General features: G+C 65.3%; 20 protein-coding genes. 10 read left to right on the top strand and 10 right to left on the bottom strand.

The annotated features are described in order from the left end of the window. Nucleotides 1-39: 39 nt before the first annotated feature. The 6 genes from EUV02_RS14345 (at nt 40) to dksA (ending at nt 7,025) form a co-directional block, all read left to right on the top strand. Nucleotides 40-2,073, top strand: coding sequence for an NADPH-dependent 2,4-dienoyl-CoA reductase (locus EUV02_RS14345; RefSeq protein ID WP_207790199.1), 2,034 nt, complete (start codon nt 40-42; stop codon nt 2,071-2,073). Nucleotides 2,074-2,255: 182 nt separating this feature from the next. Next, complete coding sequence (gene rimO / locus EUV02_RS14340; protein ID WP_135246954.1) at nt 2,256-3,584, top strand: 30S ribosomal protein S12 methylthiotransferase RimO; 1,329 nt, start codon at nt 2,256-2,258, stop codon at nt 3,582-3,584. After that, nucleotides 3,581-4,969: a leucyl aminopeptidase family protein gene (locus EUV02_RS14335; protein ID WP_135246953.1), complete on the top strand. Its 1,389-nt coding sequence runs from the start codon at nt 3,581-3,583 to the stop codon at nt 4,967-4,969. Before rimO ends, EUV02_RS14335 begins: the two co-directional genes overlap by 4 nt. Before the next feature lie 89 nt (nt 4,970-5,058). Beyond that, a complete protein-coding gene (locus EUV02_RS14330; protein WP_243445922.1) occupies nt 5,059-5,433 on the top strand; it encodes a MarR family winged helix-turn-helix transcriptional regulator in 375 nt (124 codons plus the stop codon). A gap of 64 nt (nt 5,434-5,497) precedes the next feature. After that, a complete protein-coding gene (locus EUV02_RS14325; protein WP_243445921.1) occupies nt 5,498-6,337 on the top strand; it encodes a C40 family peptidase in 840 nt (279 codons plus the stop codon). 223 nt (nt 6,338-6,560) lie between these two features. Next, on the top strand, nt 6,561-7,025 hold the full coding sequence (dksA, locus tag EUV02_RS14320) for an RNA polymerase-binding protein DksA (protein ID WP_135247039.1): 465 nt from the start codon (nt 6,561-6,563) through the stop codon (nt 7,023-7,025). Between the two features lie 109 nt (nt 7,026-7,134). Here the strand turns inward: dksA and EUV02_RS14315 are convergent, their stop codons facing one another. After that, the gene (locus EUV02_RS14315; RefSeq protein WP_135246951.1) at nt 7,135-8,271 is read right to left on the bottom strand and encodes a DUF3667 domain-containing protein; all 1,137 of its coding nucleotides are present in this window, start codon (nt 8,269-8,271) and stop codon (nt 7,135-7,137) included. Nucleotides 8,272-8,430: 159 nt separating this feature from the next. On the opposite strand from EUV02_RS14315, the gene ssb reads away from it, so the two are divergent. From ssb to EUV02_RS14300, 3 genes are all read left to right on the top strand, one after another. Then, nucleotides 8,431-8,958, top strand: a complete 528-nt coding sequence (gene ssb, locus EUV02_RS14310; protein ID WP_135246950.1) for a single-stranded DNA-binding protein — start codon at nt 8,431-8,433, stop codon at nt 8,956-8,958. A 3-nt stretch (nt 8,959-8,961) separates the two neighbouring features. Further along, on the top strand, nt 8,962-9,363 hold the full coding sequence (locus EUV02_RS14305) for a GFA family protein (RefSeq protein WP_135246949.1): 402 nt from the start codon (nt 8,962-8,964) through the stop codon (nt 9,361-9,363). A gap of 105 nt (nt 9,364-9,468) precedes the next feature. Then, on the top strand, nt 9,469-9,987 hold the full coding sequence (locus EUV02_RS14300; protein WP_135246948.1) for a hypothetical protein: 519 nt from the start codon (nt 9,469-9,471) through the stop codon (nt 9,985-9,987). Between the two features lie 100 nt (nt 9,988-10,087). On the opposite strand, the gene EUV02_RS14295 is transcribed toward EUV02_RS14300, so the two are convergent. Together EUV02_RS14295 and EUV02_RS14290 are read right to left on the bottom strand one after the other, a co-directional pair. After that, entirely contained in the window at nt 10,088-10,624 is a 537-nt protein-coding gene (locus EUV02_RS14295; RefSeq protein WP_135246947.1) for a YceD family protein, read from the bottom strand. Further along, nucleotides 10,621-11,166: a ubiquinol-cytochrome C chaperone family protein gene (locus EUV02_RS14290; RefSeq protein WP_135246946.1), complete on the bottom strand. Its 546-nt coding sequence runs from the start codon at nt 11,164-11,166 to the stop codon at nt 10,621-10,623. Before EUV02_RS14290 ends, EUV02_RS14295 begins: the two co-directional genes overlap by 4 nt. 145 nt (nt 11,167-11,311) lie before the next feature. On the opposite strand from EUV02_RS14290, the gene EUV02_RS14285 reads away from it, so the two are divergent. After that, entirely contained in the window at nt 11,312-11,821 is a 510-nt protein-coding gene (locus EUV02_RS14285) for an outer membrane protein assembly factor BamE (protein ID WP_243445920.1), read from the top strand. 92 nt (nt 11,822-11,913) lie between these two features. On the opposite strand, the gene EUV02_RS14280 is transcribed toward EUV02_RS14285, so the two are convergent. The 7 genes from EUV02_RS14280 to EUV02_RS14250 form a co-directional block, all read right to left on the bottom strand. Further along, nucleotides 11,914-12,798, bottom strand: coding sequence for a PaaI family thioesterase (locus EUV02_RS14280; RefSeq protein ID WP_166430639.1), 885 nt, complete (start codon nt 12,796-12,798; stop codon nt 11,914-11,916). A 121-nt stretch (nt 12,799-12,919) separates the two neighbouring features. Then, a complete protein-coding gene (locus EUV02_RS14275) occupies nt 12,920-15,055 on the bottom strand; it encodes a sodium-translocating pyrophosphatase (RefSeq protein WP_135246944.1) in 2,136 nt (711 codons plus the stop codon). A 118-nt stretch (nt 15,056-15,173) separates the two neighbouring features. Continuing rightward, nucleotides 15,174-16,115 (bottom strand): thiamine-phosphate kinase, encoded by a 942-nt coding sequence (gene thiL, locus EUV02_RS14270; protein ID WP_135246943.1) that lies wholly within the window; start codon nt 16,113-16,115, stop codon nt 15,174-15,176. A gap of 164 nt (nt 16,116-16,279) precedes the next feature. Beyond that, entirely contained in the window at nt 16,280-16,747 is a 468-nt protein-coding gene (nusB, locus tag EUV02_RS14265; RefSeq protein ID WP_135246942.1) for a transcription antitermination factor NusB, read from the bottom strand. Between the two features lie 39 nt (nt 16,748-16,786). Beyond that, nucleotides 16,787-17,206: a 6,7-dimethyl-8-ribityllumazine synthase gene (gene ribH / locus EUV02_RS14260; RefSeq protein ID WP_135246941.1), complete on the bottom strand. Its 420-nt coding sequence runs from the start codon at nt 17,204-17,206 to the stop codon at nt 16,787-16,789. 11 nt (nt 17,207-17,217) lie between these two features. Then, complete coding sequence (gene ribB / locus EUV02_RS14255; RefSeq protein ID WP_135246940.1) at nt 17,218-18,495, bottom strand: 3,4-dihydroxy-2-butanone-4-phosphate synthase; 1,278 nt, start codon at nt 18,493-18,495, stop codon at nt 17,218-17,220. Nucleotides 18,496-18,559: 64 nt separating this feature from the next. Further along, nucleotides 18,560-19,165, bottom strand: coding sequence for a riboflavin synthase (locus EUV02_RS14250; RefSeq protein ID WP_135246939.1), 606 nt, complete (start codon nt 19,163-19,165; stop codon nt 18,560-18,562). Nucleotides 19,166-19,169: the final 4 nt, after the last annotated feature.

Here is a 19,169-nt window from a genome sequence, read left to right as displayed (position 1 = left end):
CCATTTGTACGATTGTTTGATGGAATGGCAGGATCGACGATGAACGCACTCACCAAATATCCGCACCTGTTCGCGCCGCTCGACCTCGGCTTCACGCAGCTCAAGAACCGCGTGCTGATGGGGTCGATGCACACCGGGCTCGAGGATGTCGAAAACGCCGGTGAACGCATGGCGGCGTTCTTTGCCGAACGTGCGCGCGGCGGCGTCGGGATGATCATCACTGGAGGCATATCGCCGTCGCCCGCGGGTGGGCGCGGCGCCAAGCTGACCAACGATGCCGAAGTCGCGACGCACCGCATCGTCACCGACGCGGTCCATGCCGCCGACAAGGACGTGAAGATCGTCATGCAGATCCTGCATTCGGGGGCGCTGGCGGGCACGCCCGACTGCGTCGCGCCGTCGGCGATCAAGTCGCGCATCGGCGCCTTTGTCCCCAACGAGCTCGACGGCGACGGCGTCGAAGGCCAGATCGAAAACTTCGTGCGCTGCGCGACGCTGGCGCAGGCAGCGGGCTATGACGGCGTCGAGATCATCGGCTCGGCCGGCTATCTGATTTCGACCTTCCTGGTCGAAAAGACCAACCAGCGCACCGACGAATGGGGCGGCAGCTGGGAAAACCGCATGCGCTTCGCCGTCGAGATCGTGCGCCGCACGCGGGCGGCCGTCGGCCCCAACTTTATCGTCGTGTTCCGCATTTCGGCGATGGACATGCTGCAGGGCGGGCTGGCGTGGGACGAAGTCGTGTCGCTCGGCAAGGCCATCGAGGCCGCCGGCGCGAGCATCATCAGCACGCATTTCTGCTGGCACGAAGCCCAGGTACCGACGATCGCCACCATGGTCCCGCGCGCCGCGTTCGCCGGCGTCACCGGCCGGCTGCGCAAGGAGCTCGGCATCCCGCTGATCACCTCGAACCGCATTAACATGCCCGATGTTGCCGAAGCGGTGCTGGCGGCGGGCGACGCCGATCTGGTGTCGATGGCGCGGCCGATGCTGGCCGACGCCGACCTTATCAAAAAGACGCTCGAAGGCCGCGAGGACGAAATCAACACCTGCATCGCCTGCAACCAGGCCTGCCTCGACCACACCTTCACCGGCCGCATGACGAGCTGCCTCGTCAACCCGCGCGCCTGCCGTGAAACCGAGCTCAAGATCGAGCCCGCCGCCACCACCAAGCGCATCGCCGTCGTCGGCGCCGGCCCCGCTGGCCTCGCCTATGCGACGACCGCGGCGCAGCGCGGCCATAAGGTTACGCTGTTTGACGCAGCCGACGAAATCGGCGGGCAGTTCAATCTCGCCAAGCGCATCCCTGGCAAGGAAGAGTTCGTCGAAACGCTGCGCTACTTCCGCCGCATGATCGATGTCTACGGCATCACGCTCAAGCTCGGCATGCGCGTCGATGCCGCCAGCCTTAAGGCCGGCGGCTTTGATGAAGTCGTCGTTGCCACCGGCATCGCACCGCGCCGCCCCGACATTGCCGGGATCGATCACCCCAAGGCAGTGAGCTATGTCGATGTCATCACCGGCCGCGCGACCGTGGGCCAGAAGGTCGCGATCATGGGCGCCGGCGGCATCGGCTTCGACGTCGCCGAACTGATCACCCACAAGGGCGTGTCGGCGGCGATGGACATCAGTGTGTTCGCCAAGGAATGGGGCATCGATTTCAAGAACCACCCGCGCGGCGGCGTCACCGGCGTCGAGCCGGTCGTCGAAAGCTCGGGCCGCGAAGTGACGCTGCTGCAGCGCAAGGCCGGCGCGCCCGGCAAGGGCCTCGGCAAAACCACCGGCTGGACGCACCGGCTGACCTTGCAACGCCGCGGCGTCCAGATGATGGGCGGCGTCGAATATGTCCGCATCGATGACGAAGGCCTGCACACGCTGGTGAACGGCGAACCCGTGCTGTTCGATGTCGATACAGTGATCATCTGCGCCGGGCAGCTGCCGGCGCGTGACCTTTACGATGCGCTGGTGGCTGAGGGCGTCAACGCCTCGCTGATCGGCGGCGCGTTCGAGGCCAGCGAACTCGATGCCAAGCGCGCGATCAATCAGGCGACCGAGTTGGCGATTGCGGCTTAAGGGCCAAGATTAAGGGCCTCCGGCGGGCAGGCCTGAGGCCTGCACCCGATTGTTGGAACGGTACCATCGGCGCGGTCGTCGCGATTGCGGCACCGCGCCAATAAATGGGTGCAGGGGTCACCCCTGCCCGCCGGAGGCTCTTCGACTCGCTTCTTGTCGCCAAAATCCCTATGCAGCGCCGCATGGCACGCACGCTCCCTGAACCGCCGAAGATCGGCATTGTTTCACTCGGTTGTCCGAAAGCGCTGGTTGATAGCGAGCGGATTCTGACGCAGTTGCGGCGTGACGGTTACCAGATGTCGCCGTCGTATGACGGGGCCGATGTGGTGCTGGTCAATACGTGCGGGTTTCTGGATAGCGCCAAGGCCGAGAGCCTGGAGGCGATTGGCGAGGCGATTGCCGAAAATGGCCGTGTCATCGTGACGGGGTGCCTGGGGCATGAGGCGGAGATGATCCGCGCGCGCTTCCCAAAGGTGCTCGCGGTGACCGGGCCGCAGCAGTACGAGCAGGTGGTGGGCGCGGTGCATGACGCGGCGCCGTTCACGCCGTCGGTGTTTCTCGATCTGGTGCCGGAATCCGGGCTCAAGCTGACGCCGCGCCATTACAGCTATCTGAAGATTTCGGAGGGCTGCAACCACAGCTGCAAGTTCTGCATTATCCCTGATTTGCGCGGGAAGCTGGTCAGCCGGCCGGCGAATGCGGTGGTGCGCGAGGCGCAGAAGCTGGTCGAGGCGGGCACGCGCGAACTGCTGGTGATTTCGCAGGATACGTCGGCCTACGGCGTCGATATCGGTCACGCCGAATCGGTGCTGAACGGACAAAATATCCGCGCGCATGTCGCCGATCTGTCGCGCGCGCTGGGCGAGACCGGGGCGTGGGTGCGGCTGCACTATATCTACCCCTACCCGCACGTCGATTCGCTGATTCCGTTGATGGCCGAGGGGCTGGTGCTGCCGTATCTCGACATTCCGTTCCAGCATGCCTCGCCCAGCGTGCTGAAGGCGATGCGGCGCCCGGCGAACGAGGCGAAGGTTTTGGAGCGCATCGGCCGCTGGCGCCGCGATGTGCCCGATCTGGCGCTGCGCTCGACGTTCATCGTCGGCTTCCCTGGCGAGACCGACGCCGACTTCGACTATCTGCTCGAGTGGCTCGAAGAAGCGCAACTCGACCGCGTCGGCTGCTTCAAATACGAGGCGGTGGCGGGTGCGGCGGCGAACGCGCTGCCGAACCATGTCCCTGAAGAGGTCAAGGAAGAGCGCTGGCACCGCTTCATGGCGGCGAGCGCGCGCATTTCGGCCGCAAAGCTCGCGGCGAAGGTCGGGCGCACGCTCGACGTGATTATCGACGAGGTTGACGAAGAGGGCGGCGCCACTGGTCGCTCGAAGGCAGATGCCCCCGAAATCGATGGGCAGGTGCTGTTGCGCGACGCGGTCGGGCTGACGCCGGGCGATATTGTCCGCGTGGTGATCGAAGACGCTGACGAAACCGATTTGTTCGGGGTGGAGGCATGACGGAATTTGCCATTCTGCTGCTGCACGACGGCGGCCAGCCCGCCAAGCGGCTGACGCTGGTGACGACCGACAGCTTCGACGCCTGGCTTGGCGCGCAGGGCGAGCGTGTTCGCGCGCATGTCGCCGCGACGCGCTTTGCCGGCAAGCCGGCGACTCTGGTGGTGGTGCCGGGTGACGGTGCCGACTGGGACGCGGTGGTCGGTGTGCCGGCGGGCGACCTCGGGCCGTGGGATCTGGCGCATGCGGCGACGGCGCTGCCGGCAGGGACTTACCGCGTTGACGGCGCAACGGGCTTGGCCGGGCTGGGTTGGCTGATGGCGCAGCACCGGTTCGACCGCTACCGCTCGACCCCCGAACCCGAAGGGGCGCGGGTGCTGCTGGTGGCGGGCGACGCGACCGAAACCGTGCGGCTTGCCGAAGCGACGGCGCTGGTGCGCGACCTTGTCGATACGCCCGCGGCCGATATGGGCCCCGATGCGATTGCCGCGGCGGTGCAGGAGCAGGCGCGGCTGTTCGGCGCCGAGGTGCGCGTGACAGTTGGCGAGGCGCTGTTGCCGGCGAGCGGCGACGCTGGCTTTCCGATGGTGCATGCGGTCGGGCGCGCGGCGGCGACCCAGCCACGGCTGGTCGACATGCGCTGGGGCAACCCCGCGCACCCGAAGCTGACCTTGGTCGGCAAGGGCGTCAGCTTCGATTCGGGCGGGCTCGATATCAAGCCCGCGTCGGGCATGGCGCTGATGAAGAAGGATATGGGCGGCGCGGCGCACGCGCTGGCGCTGGCCCGGCTGGTGATGCAGGCGCGGCTGCCGGTCAGCCTGCGGCTGATCATTCCGGCGGTCGAGAACGCGATTTCGGGCAACGCCTTCCGCCCCGGCGACATTCTGGCGTCGCGCGCCGGGCTTCGCGTCGAAATCGGCAATACCGACGCCGAAGGCCGGTTGATCCTCGCCGACGCGCTGACTTTGGCGTGTGAGGAGCAGCCCGACCTGCTGCTCGATTTCGCGACGCTGACCGGCGCGGCGCGCGTCGCGCTTGGCCCCGAGCTGCCGGCGCTGTTCAGCCATGACGATGCGCTGGCGGCGGCAATGACCGAGGCGGGCACCGCGGCGGGTGACCCGTTGTGGCGGATGCCGCTGTGGGCGCCCTACAAGGACATGCTCAAATCGACCATTGCCGACATAAATAATGCCGGCGAAGGCGGCTTCGCCGGTGCGGTTACCGCGGCGCTGTTCCTCGACCGTTTCGTCGATAAGGGCGTGCGTTGGGCGCATGTTGATCTGTTCGCCTGGAACCCGGCGGCGAAGCCCGGTCGTCCCAAGGGTGGCGCGGCCATGACCCTCGCCGCGGGGTTCGGGGCCGTAAAGACACTATTATCTTTAAAATAGCGTCCGGTTCGTGTATAGTTTTGTTGCTCCAGTCACACTGTTAGCATTAGAAGTGCGCATTGACGACCGTGCGTGCATTGGAAATGACAATGGAGAAGATCGACCCGAGCACCGAAGCCGTGGTGCCGCTGTCCAATTGGCTCAGTGTTTTGGCCGGCTATGTTGCTTCGGGGCATCCTGACCTCACCAACCGCCAGATGGCGCTGTTGCTGCTGGTCTATCTCGATCCCGGCCCGCATACGGTGCGCGGCATTGCTGCCCGCCTGCATGTTTCGAAGCCCGTCGTCACTCGCATATTGAATGCTTTGAGCGCACTGGGCTATGTCCGTCGGCAGAAGGACATGAGTGACCTGCGCAATATCTTCGTTGTACGCACGCCCGAGGGGCTGGCGTTCATCGAGGCGTTCGCCGGCCTGATCAAACGGCTGGAGGGATATGGGCGCCAACCGGAGTCAAAGGACTAGCGCAGCGCTGGCGGCCTCAACATGGGCGGGTGTGCCACGTCAGGGGCATTTGCGCGGGCCATCGGTGAAGCTCGACCACCGCATCAACGCCGTCCGCAACGATCTCGCCGACATTGCGCTTGCCGACCGCGTCATCGCTCCGCGCTACGTCCAGCCATTGCCGATGCACTGCGCCACCGCTGTCGCGATGCTGCGCGGCGCGCCCGACACCGCCGCAACCGCGACCAGTGCGCTGCTTTACGGCGAGGCGTTTGCGGTTTTCGACATCGATAACGGCTGGGCTTGGGGCCAGTGCGCGCACGACGGCTATGTCGGCTATGTCGAAGCCGCCGCGCTGACTGCCGACGCCCTGCCCGCCACGCACCGCGTCAGCGCGCCATCGGCGCTGGTGTTTTCCCGCGCCGACATCAAGGCGCCGGTGCTGGCCGACCTGCCGCTCGGGGCGCTGCTCGCTGCCGCCGACCATGATGAGAAATTCATCGCTGCCGCCGACGGCTTCATTCACCGGCGTCATGTCGCGGCGTTGAGCGATTTCGCCCCCGACGCGCTCGAAGTCGCGCGGCAGTTCATCGGCACGCCGTATCTGTGGGGCGGCCGCAGCCGCGCCGGCATCGATTGTTCGGGGCTGGTGCAGGTCGCGCTGATGGCGGCCGGTCAGTTCGCGCCACGCGATAGCGACCAGCAGGCACAGGGGATCGGCGACGCGGTGGCGCTCGCCGATCGTGCGCCGGGCGACCTGCTGTTCATCCCCGGCCATGTCGGCTTCATCGACCATGACGACCGGTTGCTGCACGCCAACGCGTTCTGGATGCGCACGGCCAGCGAGCCGCTCGCCGACATGCTGGCGCGCTTGCCCGAGGGCACTGTGATATCCTTGCGCCGCCCCGGAAAAAATCAGCCTTAACAACCGTCAACTCCCCCTTGTCGGGCGTTGGGCCAGTCGCTATAGCCCGCCGCGGGGAAGGTGCCTGCTGTCGTGGCCGCGCCATGGCGACAGGGTTTCCGGAACGCGGTGGGGAGACCGGCGGAAACCGGCACGCTGTGGACTGGAACGCCATATCCCCGGGGTCTCGTGTGGGAGTTGCGGGTCGATGCCAGAAACAGCCGTCCGAAATGCCGTTGCCGACATGGAAGAGGTCATTGCCGCGGCATCGAGCGAAGCGCCCTCGATTGTCGAGCATGTCGACTTGCCCGACAGTTACCGGCCATCGGCAAACGAAGAGTTCATGAACCCGCGCCAGTTGGCGTATTTCCGCCGCCGCCTGCTCGACTGGAAGGATGAAATCCTCCGCGAAGCACGCGAGACGCTGGCGACCTTGCAATCCGAATCGCTGCGCGAACCCGATGTCGCCGACCGCGCATCGAGCGAGACCGATTGGTCGATCGAACTGCGCACTCGCGACCGCCAGCGCAAGCTGATCTCGAAGATCGACGCCGCGCTGCGCCGGATCGAAACCGGCGACTATGGCTATTGCGAAGTCAGCGGCGAGCCGATCTCGCTGCAGCGCCTCGAAGCCCGGCCGATCGCGACGATGACGCTCGAGGCGCAGGAACGCCACGAACGCGCCGAGAAGGTCACGCGCGACGAATAGTTTGAAGGCAGGCCTGAGGCCTGCACCCGATTGTTTGGCGCTCTTCAATTGGGTGCAGGGGTCACCCCTGCCCGCCGGAGGCCCTTGAATCAGCCCGCGTCAGGCGCGTTCAGTCGACCATTCCGAGCAACGCGATCAGCACCGCGAAGAACGCCAGCGTGATGACCGCCGCGGTCGCCAGCACAATGGCGCGCCACGCCGCACCGAACACCGACAGTTGATAGGCGCCCTTGAGCTGCGCGAACATGTGCAGCGGCGGCACCAGCAGCAGCAACGGTGCATAGAGCGCGCCGCGGTAGCCGAGCGCGAACATCGTCGAAGCCGCGATGACCACGACCGACATGAAACTCAGCGAATAGAGTGCGAAGACGGTGTGGTCATAGAGGTAGACGTGGCGCCGGAACATGAACATCAGCCACAGCACCGGCAGCGACAGCGGTACCAGCAGGAAGCTGAATTTATACGCTTTCGACTGGACCTTGTAGATGGTGAGTTCGGGGTTATCGAGCGCGTGGCGGATGCGGTCGTTGATGGCCTTGCTGCCGGTATCGAGCCCCAGTTCGCCCTTCTTGTCAGCGTCGCGCAGCATCTTGGCGGCGCCCTCGATCGACAGCTTCGACTTGTCATCGTCGCTGATCAGCGATTTGCCGTCACTGACGCGGTGCGCTGCCGCCTGCGCCGACTTGCCGGCGCGCACCGCAATCTCCAGGCCGGCGACATCATCGGCACGCTTGGGATCGGCACGCGCGGCGGCCAGCTCCTGCTCAAGCTCGGCGAACGCCGAATCGGCGTCGGTGCGCAGCTTGGCGCGTTCGGCCGGCGTGCCGCTGACCACGACCGGTGCGTCGAGCTGCATATCGGGCGGGCCTTCGACAAAGCTGAACGCGAAAAACATCATGAACACGCTGAGCAGGAACAGCGCCACCGGCGGTACGTAGCGCGCGCGCTTGCCGTGGACATAGTCGTAGGTCAGCTTGCCGGGGCGGAACAGCAGCAGCGGCAGCGTCTTCCACGCCTTGCCGTCGAAATGCGTCAGCCCATGCAGGAACTCCTCGACAACGTGCAGCACGCTGCGGTGGACGTGCGACGGCTGACCGCAATTGGCGCAGAAGCGCCCGGCGACCGGTGCCTCGCAATTGGCGCACAGCCCCGGTGCGCCAGGGTCGTGCAATGGCCCGCGATCGAACTCCTGCGCCGCCAGCGCGGCGGTCGCGAGATTGCCGAATGCGTCGATCTGACCCGACATTGTTGAACCCCCTGAACAGTGTGCGCGAAGGTGACCCAGCGTGCCGGTTTTTACAAGCGCAACCGCTGTCGCGGTGCTAGCATGAGCCCGCACATCGAGTCGTTGCACGGACGCCACGCGTTCTATATATGTTCTATTTTAAGATGGGGAAATCGCCGCATGGCTGGCAGCGTCAACAAGGTCATTCTGGTCGGCAATCTGGGTGCCGACCCTGAAATCAAATCGTTCGCCAATGGCGGCCGCATCGCCAACATGCGCATCGCGACATCCGAAAGCTGGCGCGACAAGGCCAGCGGCGAGCGCAAGGAAAAGACCGAGTGGCATAACGTCACCATCAACAACGACAATCTGGTGCCGATCGCCGAAAAGTTCCTGCGCAAGGGCAGCAAGATCTATGTCGAAGGCGCGCTGCAGACGCGCAAGTGGCAGGACCGCGACGGCAACGATCGCTACACCACCGAAGTCGTCATCGGCCGCTTCAACGGCACGCTGGTGCTGCTCGATGGCCGCGGCGAAGGCGGCAGCGCCGGTGGCGGCGACTTCGGCGGCGGTTATGACGACGCGCCGCGCAGCAGCGCCCCGGCCTTCGGCGGCGGCGCCAAGAAGCCGGCGTTCGGTGGCGGTAGCGGTGGTGCTGGGCCGGGCGGCGGCTTCAGCGACGACCTCGACGACGATGTGCCGTTCTGAGCCATGACGCGCGCGCAATGCGGGTGCGGCCAGCTTAGCGCTGAAATATCCGGTGAACCCGACGCGGTGGTCATGTGCCACTGCGTCGCCTGCCAGCGGCGCTCGGGTTCGCCGTTCGGTGTCGCGGCCTATTATCCAGTCGAACGTGTCAAACTGACCGGCACCTCGAAGCGCTATACGCGCATCGCCGATTCAGGGAATGAGTTCACCACCGGCTTCTGCCCCGAATGCGGGACTTCGGTATGGCTGACCGGCCCGCTCAAACCCGGCGTCATCGGCATCACTGTCGGCGCCATCGCCGACCCAGATTTTCCGGCGCCGGTGCGTTCTGTGTGGGAGCAGACGCGCCACGCCTGGGTCGATGTAGGCTTCACCGACGTGCATTTTGCGCGCGGGCGCGGGTAGTTGAATTGCCGCAAAGTGCGGCAGCAATCCGTTTCGGATGCATTGTGAATTGCCGGCAGGGATTGCAGTGATATCATTCATTCGGCGTTTTAGTCGGGGAACTCTGTGGGCAAATTTGATGATGCCATACGAGGCTTGCAAGCTGGAGTTTCGAAGCTGGCTGATTCAGGTGCGGCAGCTATAGATGCAGCCGTAAAGTTGGCGCGCGATCAAGGCGCTGCTGCTGCCGAATTGTCGACACAAACCACTGTATCAACTTTGCTTCTTGCTGGTACTGGAGCCAAACTTGCCGGCGATGCATTCAACGATCTTTCAGATCGCGCCGCAGAAGCCGGCAGCGATGCTATCCAATCAGTAGCCAACGGTGGCAAGGCAGTCGGAAGAACCGCTGCAGTGGCAGTGGATTCAGCCAAGTTAGGCATTTCCGTAACGGGGCGGCATGTCGGGGCCGTAGCGCGGCGAGCAGCGCGCGATGAGAAAGTTCGAAAAGCAGTACAACTTGCGACCTCGAATTTTACCAATTCTATTCCGAATCCAGTAATAAGATTCGGAGCAGCAGCTGTACTTGGAGTCTGCGTTACCTACCTCTTTGATTTCGTCGCTGGTGATGACACTATATCCTGACCGGTGCTAGAATAAACTACCAACTCAGCGGAGACTGTGACGCAATTCAAATGGGGGCAGGCCTCAGGCCTGCCCGCCGGAGGCCCTTGGCTTCCCTGCTCTATTTCTTTTTCAACACCGCGAACGGGTTCGCTGCCGCCTTGTCGGCAGCCGCCAGTGCCTCAGCTTCGGCTTCGCTGATCAGGTGGCGCGCGGCAGCGGCGCGGATTTCTTCGGGGGCGCGCGGCCAGGGGTCGAGCGCGAGCGCGAGGCTTTGCGCGACGAGTTCGCCGAGGTCGAGCGTGTCGCCTTCGAGCGGCAGTTCATCGAGTTGATCGTCGGTGAGTTCGATTTCCTCGTCGGCGACACGGGCGCCGTCGCTAAAATTGACTTCGACGACATCATCGAGATCGAACGGCACGGGTTCGGCAGACACCACGCACGGCTGCGCGCCGACGGCGTGGAAGCTGCCGGCGACGCGAATGGCGCCGGCGCTGCGGTGGACATCGAGTTCGGCGGTCAGTGCGTCGAGCGCGACGAGGTCGAAGCGTTTGGCGAGTGCGGCGCATTCGGCCTTTGTTGCGGTCAGGCTTTCATGGCGTACCGGCGCGCCAATTTCGTGGATGCGTAGCGTGCGGGCAAATTCGGGATGGGTCATGCGATGGTTCCGGCCTTGAGCGCATCGAGCGCGGCGCTGTTGATGCGGGCGTGGAGGCTGCGCGCGTGCGCGGTTTGCCACGCCAGCGCGTCGGCGGCAACCGGGGCGCCACGGTAGAGGTTGCGCGCCAGTGCTTCGGGCAGCGCTTGCGGTGCGGCGTCGGGCGCCAGCGCGTCGCGATAGGCGCCCAACCGGCCGCCGAGTGCGCTGACCATGTTGCCGATATGCTTGCCGACAACCTGGTCGCTGATGCCGATTTCGCGCAAGCTCCCGTCCATGTCGGTGATGAAGCGTTCGGTGAGGTCGCTGGTCAGCTGCATTTCACCCGCCGATTCGAGCCGTATCAGCACTAATGCGAGGACTAGCGCGACCATGTCGAAGCGGCCATCGAGCGTGTCGGGCACGGCGCCGGCGATATAGCTTTGCGGCTGACGTGCCAGCTCGACGACGCTGCGGTAGAGCGCGTCGCCGGGCAGCTCGACCGCAAACTGGCGCTGCACCGCATGTTTGACGGCGCGAGTCAGGCTGGAGAAAGGGTTCATCGGATACTCGATTCGGCTGAAGACGCAGCAGTAGGGCTTGTGACGGGTCGTGATGCCGCATATTGAGGCGATTGCCTTCCGGTGCAACGCCTGTGTGGCGATGCCAGTGTGGTAAAGTGCAGCAGTGCTGCGGTGGGAGTGGGTTATGCGTTTGACGAACAGCAGCAGGCCGGCGGCGATGTTGCCCGTGCTGGCGGTGCTCGCGCTGACGACATTGTCGGCTTGCGAATCGTCGCGCATCAAGCAGACGCAGGGCTACATCGTCGACGAAACGCTGGTCGCTTCGGTGCAGCCGGGTGTCGACAACCGCGCCTCGGTCGAAAAGACACTGGGCCGCCCGACCTGGGCCTCCGAATTCGACAATGGCGAATGGTATTATGTGACGCGCAACAGCTCGCAGCTGGCGTTCCTGACCCCCAAGCCGACGTCGCAGAGCATCATCATCATCAGCTTCGATAGCGGTGGCGGTGTCACCAAGGTCGAACGCGACGGCCTCGACAAGATCGTGTCGGTCAAGATGGAAGGCGACAAGACGCCGACGCTGGGCCGCGACAGCAGCCTGATCCAGGATCTGTTCGGCAACATCGGCCAGGTCAGCAGCGGCGGTGGCCCCGCCGGCAGCAGCGGCGGCACGGGTCGCGACGGACCCAAGTAGGGCCTCCGGCGGGCAGGGCCTCAGGCCCTGCACCCAATTTTTATGCGCTCCTCAAATGGGTGCAGGCCTCAGGCCTGCCCGCCGGAGGCTCTTCAGCGCTGTAGCGGAAACTCCACTGTCTCGGTCGTAAGGTCGGCAGCTTCACCGACATGGCGGTAGAACAGCATCTGGGCCGAGGCGATGAGTTTACGGTCATCGCCTTGCAGCGCATGGGCTTCGACGATGACGGTGCGCCGGCTGGCGCGCAGCACGCGCGGGACGATGTGCAGCGGCTCGGTGGCGTTGGCCGGGCGGATGTAGCGGATTTCGACATCGACCGGTGACCAGCCGAGGTCGGCGGGAGCCAGCCCGGTGCTGGTGGCTTCGAGCGCTGCGGCGATGAAGCCGCCGTGAATTGCCGGCAGCATCGGCGACCCGACCAGCGCCAGATTGGGCGGCAGGACGGTGCCGTCTTCGACCGGTTGCAGTGCCAGCAGCGCATTAAAATCGGGCGCCGTCGAGGCGGCTGCGTCGCTGTGTTCGACATGCGCGAAGACATCCCCGCCGCCGGGGAAGCTGCCGGTCAGGAAGCGCGCGCACGCCGTGCCGACCAGCACGACCGCATCGGCGGCATAGGCGCGCAGCACCCCCTGCACTTCGACGATGGCACCGTGCCGGATGACACGTTCGACCTGCGCCTCGACGAGTGCGCCTGGCGGCGGCAGCGCCAGCCAGTCGACGCGCAGGTCGAGCGTCAGCATCGCTTGTTCTTCACCGAACGCCGCGAACACGCCGCGCGCGAGGCCCTGGTCGGCGAGCACCAGCATCGCGCCGCGCGCCATGCGGCCTTCGGCATCGTGCGTCGCGGGCAAGGTGCCGTCGATGCTCGACACGGCGCTGTCGTGTTCACCATGGGTGTCCAGGCCGAGCGTGACGCAACCGGCGATGCGGCGCTGCTGGTCGGCGTTTGATGTCGTGCGTCGGGATGTGGCAGTCATATCCACCTCCTGCGGGCAACCGGCACAAATTGCCAGCCCTGCCGTGCACGTGGCGCAACAAAAACCCCGCCGGACTTGCATCCAGCGGGGTCGTTGCGACTTCAGCTTGCGCTGAGGTCGATCAGTGTGCCGCGAGTGCTGCGAGCAGCAGCAACGCGACGATGTTGGTGATCTTGATCATCGGGTTGACGGCCGGACCCGCGGTATCCTTGTACGGATCGCCGACGGTGTCACCGGTCACGGCTGCCTGGTGCGCGGGGCTACCCTTGCCACCATAGGCACCCATTTCGATGACCTTCTTGGCGTTATCCCAGGCGCCGCCGCCCGAGGTCATCGAGATGGCGACGAACAGACCCGAGATGATGACGCCCATCAGCAACGCACCGAGGGCGGCAAAGCCGTTACCCTGACCCGCGACAGCAGTGATCGCGAAGTACACCACGATCGGTGCGAGCACCGGCAGCAGCGACGGGATGATCATTTCCTTGATGGCGCCGGCGGTGACCAGACCGACGGTGCGTGCGTAGTTCGGACGCACGCTGCGGTCGGCAATGCCGGGGTTTTCGCGGAACTGGGCGCGAATGTCCTGTGCCACTGCCTGTGCGGTGCGGCCGACGGCCGTCATCGCCATGCCGCCGAACAGGTACGGCAGCAATGCGCCGAGCAGCAGCCCGACGACGACATAGGGGTTCGACAGCGAGAAATCGATCGTCACCGAGGTGAAGAACTCTTTCAAGTCGTTGGTGTAGGTCGCAAACAGCACGAGCGCCGCCAGACCGGCCGAACCGATGGCATAGCCCTTGGTGACGGCCTTGGTGGTGTTGCCGACCGCGTCGAGCGCGTCGGTGCGCTGGCGCACTTCACCGTCGAGGCCCGCCATTTCGGCAATACCACCGGCGTTGTCGGTGACCGGACCGTAAGCGTCGAGCGCCACGATCATGCCGGCGAGCGCGAGCATCGCGGTCGCGGCAAAGGCGATACCGATGAGGCCGCCGAGCTTGTAGGTCATGATGATGCCGGCGACGATGACGAGCGTCGGCAGCGCAGTCGATTCCATCGAGACCGCAAGGCCCTGGATGACGTTGGTGCCGTGGCCCGAATCCGACGCCTTGGCGATCGACTGCACCGGGCGGTAGTTGGTGCCGGTATAGTATTCGGTGATCCAGACGATCAGCGCGGTGACGCCGAGACCGACGAGCATGCAATAGAACAGCTCGCGGCCCGAGAAGCCGCCGACGACGCCGGCGACGGTAACCGCTTCACGGCCCTGCGCGGCGACAATCGCCGGATCGGCACCGATAACGGCGTTCATGTCGGGGAAGATCGCGGCGGTGGCGAACCACAGTGCCGGAACCGACAGCAGGCCGGTGACAATCAGGCCCTTGTAAAGCGCGCCCATGATCGAGCCGCCGCCGAGGCGGACGAAATAGGTGCCGATGATCGAGGTAATGATGCAGACGCCGCAGGCGAGCAGCGGCAACGTCATCAGCTTGGCAGCGTCACCGCCGCCGATGAGCAGCGCGATCAGCACCATGGTGGCGCCGATGGTGACGACATAGGTTTCGAAAAGGTCGGCGGCCATGCCGGCGCAATCGCCGACGTTGTCACCGACGTTGTCGGCAATAACGCCGGGGTTGCGGTCGTCATCTTCGTCGAAGCCGAGTTCGTTCTTGCCGACCATGTCGGCGCCGACGTCTGCGGCCTTGGTGAAGATACCGCCGCCGAGACGCGCGAAGATCGAGATCAGCGAAGCGCCGAAGCTCAGCGCGACGAGCGCGTTGACGACAGCGCGGCTGGTCGGTTCAAGACCCGACGACACCAGCGCGTAGAAGTAACCGGCGATGGCGAGCAGCGCGAGTCCGGCGACCAGCATGCCGGTGACGGCGCCCGAACGGAACGCCATGGTCAGACCGCCCTGCAGCGAGCCGCGTGCGGCCTCTGCAGTGCGGACGTTGGCGCGCACCGAGATGTTCATGCCGATGAAGCCGGTAACACCCGACAGCACCGCGCCGAGCACGAAGGCGACGGCGGGCACGATCCCGAGGAACAGCGCGACGAGCGCTGCCATGACGACGCCGACGACGGCAATCGCGGTGTACTGTTTGTTGAGGTAGGCGCCGGCGCCTTCCTGAATCGCCTTGGCGATTTCCTGCATGCGGGCGTTGCCCGGCGACGCGGCCAGAATGGCCCGCGAGGTGATGATACCATAGATGACTGCGGCCACGCCGCAGACAATCGATATCAGAACGACATCCATGAATTTTACCCCTAATTCGCCCAGGCAGCCATGCCGCACGGGTCAAGACGTTATAAGTGCGGCGGCTTGTGGCAAATGCGCACAGCTTATGCAACCCTTTGGCGCAATAGCTGCCGTTTCAGTGCTCCCAGCCGAGCCGGTCGGGTGTGCAATCGGCACCATTCGAGGCGCGCACGCGCAAGCCTGCGCCGGCTTCGAACGCGCCGATGCAGGTCAGCGGCAGCCGGTGCAGCGCCGCCAGTGCGGCGATATCGGCATCTGCCGGCGCAGCGAACAGCAGCTCGTAATCATCGCCAGCCGTGGCGCGTTGGAGGCGCGCGGCGTCATCAGGCGTGTGTGCGGCGGCGGCATCTGAGAGCGGCAACGCGGCCAGATTCACTGTCACCGCCAGCCCGCTGGCCGCGGCCATGCGCTGCGCGTCGATCAGCACACCATCGGAAACATCCATCATCGCGTGCACGACAGGCGACAACGCCGCACCGAGCCCAAGGCGCGGTTCCGGACGGCGGAAGCGGTTGAGTAGATATTTGTCGTGCGGCAGTCGGCCTTGTGCCACCGCCAGCCCCAACCCGGCGTCGCCGATGCTACCGCTGACCCACAGCAAATCGCCTGCCCGTGCGCCGCTGCGGGCGCGCGCCATGCCCGGTTCGACGTGACCGATGGCGGTCAGCCCAAGAACGGCTTGCGCCAACCCGGAAATGGTATCGCCACCGAAAAGCGCGACGTTCCAGCGTTCAAGCCCGCGCGCCAGCCCGCTGACGAAGCCCCGCAACCACGCCTCGTCCTCGGCAGCACTCAGCCCCAGCGACAACAACATGCCTGACGGCGTCGCGCCCTTGGCGGCAAGGTCGGACAGGTTGGTGGCGAGCAGCTTCCACGCCACGTCAGACGGCGGATCATCAGGCAGATAATGCACACCAGCGGCGAGCGTATCGTGCGTCAGCACCAGTTCGCGGCCGAGCGGCGGCAGCCAGACGGCGCCGTCATCAGCAAGGCCGCGCGCCGCCTTGTGCATGGCGAGCGGCGCCAGCAGCTGCGCGATCAGATCGCGCTCGCGCAAATCTTGTCCAATCGCGGTTTCAGGGCCTCCGGCGGGCAGGGCCGCAGGCCCTGCACCAAATAATGCGCGGGGGTTTGCAACCGCCAACGCCGACAGTTTGGCACCGTCTCAAGATATGGGTGCAGGGCCTGCGGCCCTGCCCGCCGGAGGCCCTTCGACCGCACTCAGCCCCGCGTCAGCCGCGCCACCGCGTCGAGCAGCGCGTTGGCGAACGCGGTTTCCTTGGTGTCGTAGAACGCATGCGCGACATCGAGATATTCGTTGATGACCGTCGGCGTCGGCACATCGGGACGTGCCAGCAGTTCATAGACCCCGGCGCGCAAAATCGCGCGCATCGGCCGGTCGAGCCGGTCAATCGCCCAACCGCTGGCGAGGTTGCCGGTGATCAGCGCGTCGATTTCGTCACCGCGCGCCACGGCACCCGCGACAATGTCGTCGAACAGCTCGGGGTCGGCGTTGCGATATTCTTCGCCCTCGATCGTCGCGCCGAGCCGGTGGTTGTGAAACTCGGTGAGCAGCTTGGCGACAGGATCGCCCGACATCTCGCGCTGGTACAGCGCCTGCACGGCAGCGAGCCGCGCCGAGGCACGCGCGCTGCCTTTGCCGGCTTTACGGGGTTTTGCTGAAGTCATCCGCGCGTCTGTAGCGGCGCGCACGGTTCATGTCACGCTTCAGGCGAACTTCTCGCGCAGCGCCAGCATCGCGAGTGCCGCCTTGGCCGCCTCGCCGCCCTTGTCCTTTTCGGTGACGCGGGCGCGCGCCCAGGCTTGCGCTTCGTTTTCGACCGTCAGGATGCCATTGCCAATCGCCAGCCCGTCGAGCGACAGCGCCATCAGCCCGCGCGCGCTTTCGTTCGACACGACTTCGAAGTGGAAAGTCTCGCCGCGGATGACGGTGCCGAGCGCGACATAGCCGTCATAGGCGCCGCTTTCGGCAGCCAGCCCGATGGCGGCGGGGATTTCGAGCGCGCCAGGCACCGACACGACTTCGTAGGTCGCATCTGCTGCGGTCAGCGCCGCCTGCGCGCCGCTGAGCAGCGCGTTGGCGATGGCGTCATAGAAGCGCGCTTCGACGATGAGGAAATGTGCCATGGGGAGGTCCTTTAGTCGTCGAGGGGGATGGGGCGTTCGCCGACCACGGTCAAGCCGTAGCCGGTGATGCCGATGATCGTGCGGTGGGCGTTGGTCAGCAGGATCATGTCGCTGACGCCGAGGTCGGTGAGGATCTGCGCGCCGATGCCATAGTCACGCAGTTCGAAGCTCTGACCGGCGTCCTTGGCCTTCATCTGCGTCGAAATCGCGTCGGGGCGGGCGTCGCGGATGATGACGACGATGCCGGCGCCTTCTTCGCCGATGATGTCCATCGCGCGCTGCAACTGGCCGGCGCGGCCGCCGACTTCGCCGAACAGGTCGGTGAACATCGACATGCTGTGCATGCGCACCAGCGTCGGCTTGCCGGGTTCGACACGGCCCTTCTGCAGCACCATATGCTCGGCATACTCAGCGGTGTTGACGTAGGTCTTGGCGGTCCAGGTGCCGCCATGCTTGCTCTCGAGCTTGGTCTCGGCGACGCACTTCACCAGATTGTCGTTCTGGTGGCGGTAGGCGATGAGGTCGCGGATCGTGCCGATCTTCAGGCCATGCTCGGCGGCGAAAACCTGCAAGTCGGGCAGCCGCGCCATCGTGCCGTCGTCATTCATGATCTCGCAGATGACGCCCGACGGGTTGAGCCCGGCGAGCCGCGCGACATCGACCGAGGCTTCGGTATGGCCGGCGCGCACCAGCACGCCGCCGTCCTTGGCGACCAGCGGGAAGACGTGGCCGGGGGTGACGATATGCTCGCGACCCTTGCTGGCATCGATGGCGACGGCAATCGTGCGGGCGCGGTCGGCCGCCGAAATGCCGGTAGTGACGCCTTCATGCGCTTCGATCGACACGGTGAACGCGGTGTGGTGGCGCGTACCGTTGTGCTGCGCCATCAGCGGCAGCCCGAGCTGCTTGACGCGGTCGGATGCCAGCGCCAGGCAGATCAGCCCGCGACCGTAGCGCGCCATGAAGTTGACCGCATCGGGCGTTGCCATCTGCGCCGGAATGACGAGGTCGCCCTCGTTCTCGCGGTCTTCGTCATCGACGAGGATGAACATGCGGCCGTTCTTGGCCTCGTTGATGATTTCCTCGACGCTCGCCATGACCTTGCCGGGGTGGCGGCCGTCGATGATCGCCGCGAGCTTCTTGAGCGTGTCCGACGTCGGGTTCCAGTCGTCATCGTCCAGGTTGCGCAGCGAATTGGCGTGCAGCCCGGCGGCGCGCGCGAGGCCCGAGCGGGTTTCGCTGCCATCGGCGACCAGTGCGCGGATGCGTTCGATTAGGGTGGTGCTCATGCGAGACGTCCTGACATTTCAATGTGCGGTTCGTGCATCCGTCACATTGGAATGTCAAGCACAGCTAATTCGCCAGCGATTCCCGCATGCGTTCAAGGTAGCGCGCCAGCACGTCGATCTCGATATTGACCGAATCGCCCACCGCCAGCGCACCTAGCGTCGTCCATTCGGCGGTGTGCGGGATGATGTTGACGGTGAAGTGCGTCGAATCGGCCTGGTCATGGACGATATTGACCGTCAGGCTGACGCCGTCGACAGTAACTGACCCCTTGGCGGCGATGCAGGCGCCCTGTGCGCGCGGTGCGGCGAATTCGATGCCGATCGAGCCGCCGTCGGTCCAGCGCTTGGCGACCGTGGCGACGGCGTCGACATGGCCGGTGACGATATGGCCACCGAGTTCGTCGCCGACCTTGAGCGCGCGTTCGAGGTTGAGCTTCGCCCCTGCGACGAAATGCCCTGGCGCGGTTTTCGACAGCGTTTCGTGGCTGGCATCGACGGCGAACCAGCCGGCGCCCTTTTCGACCACGGTCAGGCAGACGCCCGAACAGGCAATCGACGCGCCGATGGCGACGCCCGTCATATCATAGCCGCTGGTGATGACGACGCGCAGGTCGGCGCGCTGCGTCGCCGATTCCACGGTGCCGATGTCGGTGATGATGCCTGTAAACATGGCG

It is taken from the genome of Glacieibacterium arshaanense, from assembly GCF_004681125.1.
Taxonomy (GTDB): domain Bacteria; phylum Pseudomonadota; class Alphaproteobacteria; order Sphingomonadales; family Sphingomonadaceae; genus Polymorphobacter_A; species Polymorphobacter_A arshaanense.
The sequence above is the reverse complement of the archived record's forward strand: the minus strand, read 5'-3'. Positions and strand labels throughout refer to the sequence as shown.

Bases quoted from the DNA above. Each gene is read 5' to 3' on its own strand.
- EUV02_RS14335 (WP_135246953.1), top strand. From the start codon at position 3,581: ATGACGGAATTTGCCATTCTGCTGCTGCACGACGGCGGCCAGCCCGCC.
- ribH (WP_135246941.1), bottom strand. From the start codon at position 17,206: ATGGCACATTTCCTCATCGTCGAAGCGCGCTTCTATGACGCCATCGCC.
- EUV02_RS14315 (WP_135246951.1), bottom strand. From the start codon at position 8,271: ATGTCGGGTCAGATCGACGCATTCGGCAATCTCGCGACCGCCGCGCTG.
- ssb (WP_135246950.1), top strand. From the start codon at position 8,431: ATGGCTGGCAGCGTCAACAAGGTCATTCTGGTCGGCAATCTGGGTGCC.
- EUV02_RS14285 (WP_243445920.1), top strand. From the start codon at position 11,312: ATGCGTTTGACGAACAGCAGCAGGCCGGCGGCGATGTTGCCCGTGCTG.
- EUV02_RS14275 (WP_135246944.1), bottom strand. From the start codon at position 15,055: ATGGATGTCGTTCTGATATCGATTGTCTGCGGCGTGGCCGCAGTCATC.
- rimO (WP_135246954.1), top strand. From the start codon at position 2,256: ATGGCACGCACGCTCCCTGAACCGCCGAAGATCGGCATTGTTTCACTC.
- ribB (WP_135246940.1), bottom strand. From the start codon at position 18,495: ATGAGCACCACCCTAATCGAACGCATCCGCGCACTGGTCGCCGATGGC.
- EUV02_RS14250 (WP_135246939.1), bottom strand. From the start codon at position 19,165: ATGTTTACAGGCATCATCACCGACATCGGCACCGTGGAATCGGCGACG.
- EUV02_RS14345 (WP_207790199.1), top strand. From the start codon at position 40: ATGAACGCACTCACCAAATATCCGCACCTGTTCGCGCCGCTCGACCTC.
- EUV02_RS14295 (WP_135246947.1), bottom strand. From the start codon at position 10,624: ATGACCCATCCCGAATTTGCCCGCACGCTACGCATCCACGAAATTGGC.
- EUV02_RS14330 (WP_243445922.1), top strand. From the start codon at position 5,059: ATGGAGAAGATCGACCCGAGCACCGAAGCCGTGGTGCCGCTGTCCAAT.
- EUV02_RS14290 (WP_135246946.1), bottom strand. From the start codon at position 11,166: ATGAACCCTTTCTCCAGCCTGACTCGCGCCGTCAAACATGCGGTGCAG.
- dksA (WP_135247039.1), top strand. From the start codon at position 6,561: ATGGAAGAGGTCATTGCCGCGGCATCGAGCGAAGCGCCCTCGATTGTC.
- EUV02_RS14280 (WP_166430639.1), bottom strand. From the start codon at position 12,798: ATGACTGCCACATCCCGACGCACGACATCAAACGCCGACCAGCAGCGC.
- EUV02_RS14305 (WP_135246949.1), top strand. From the start codon at position 8,962: ATGACGCGCGCGCAATGCGGGTGCGGCCAGCTTAGCGCTGAAATATCC.
- nusB (WP_135246942.1), bottom strand. From the start codon at position 16,747: ATGACTTCAGCAAAACCCCGTAAAGCCGGCAAAGGCAGCGCGCGTGCC.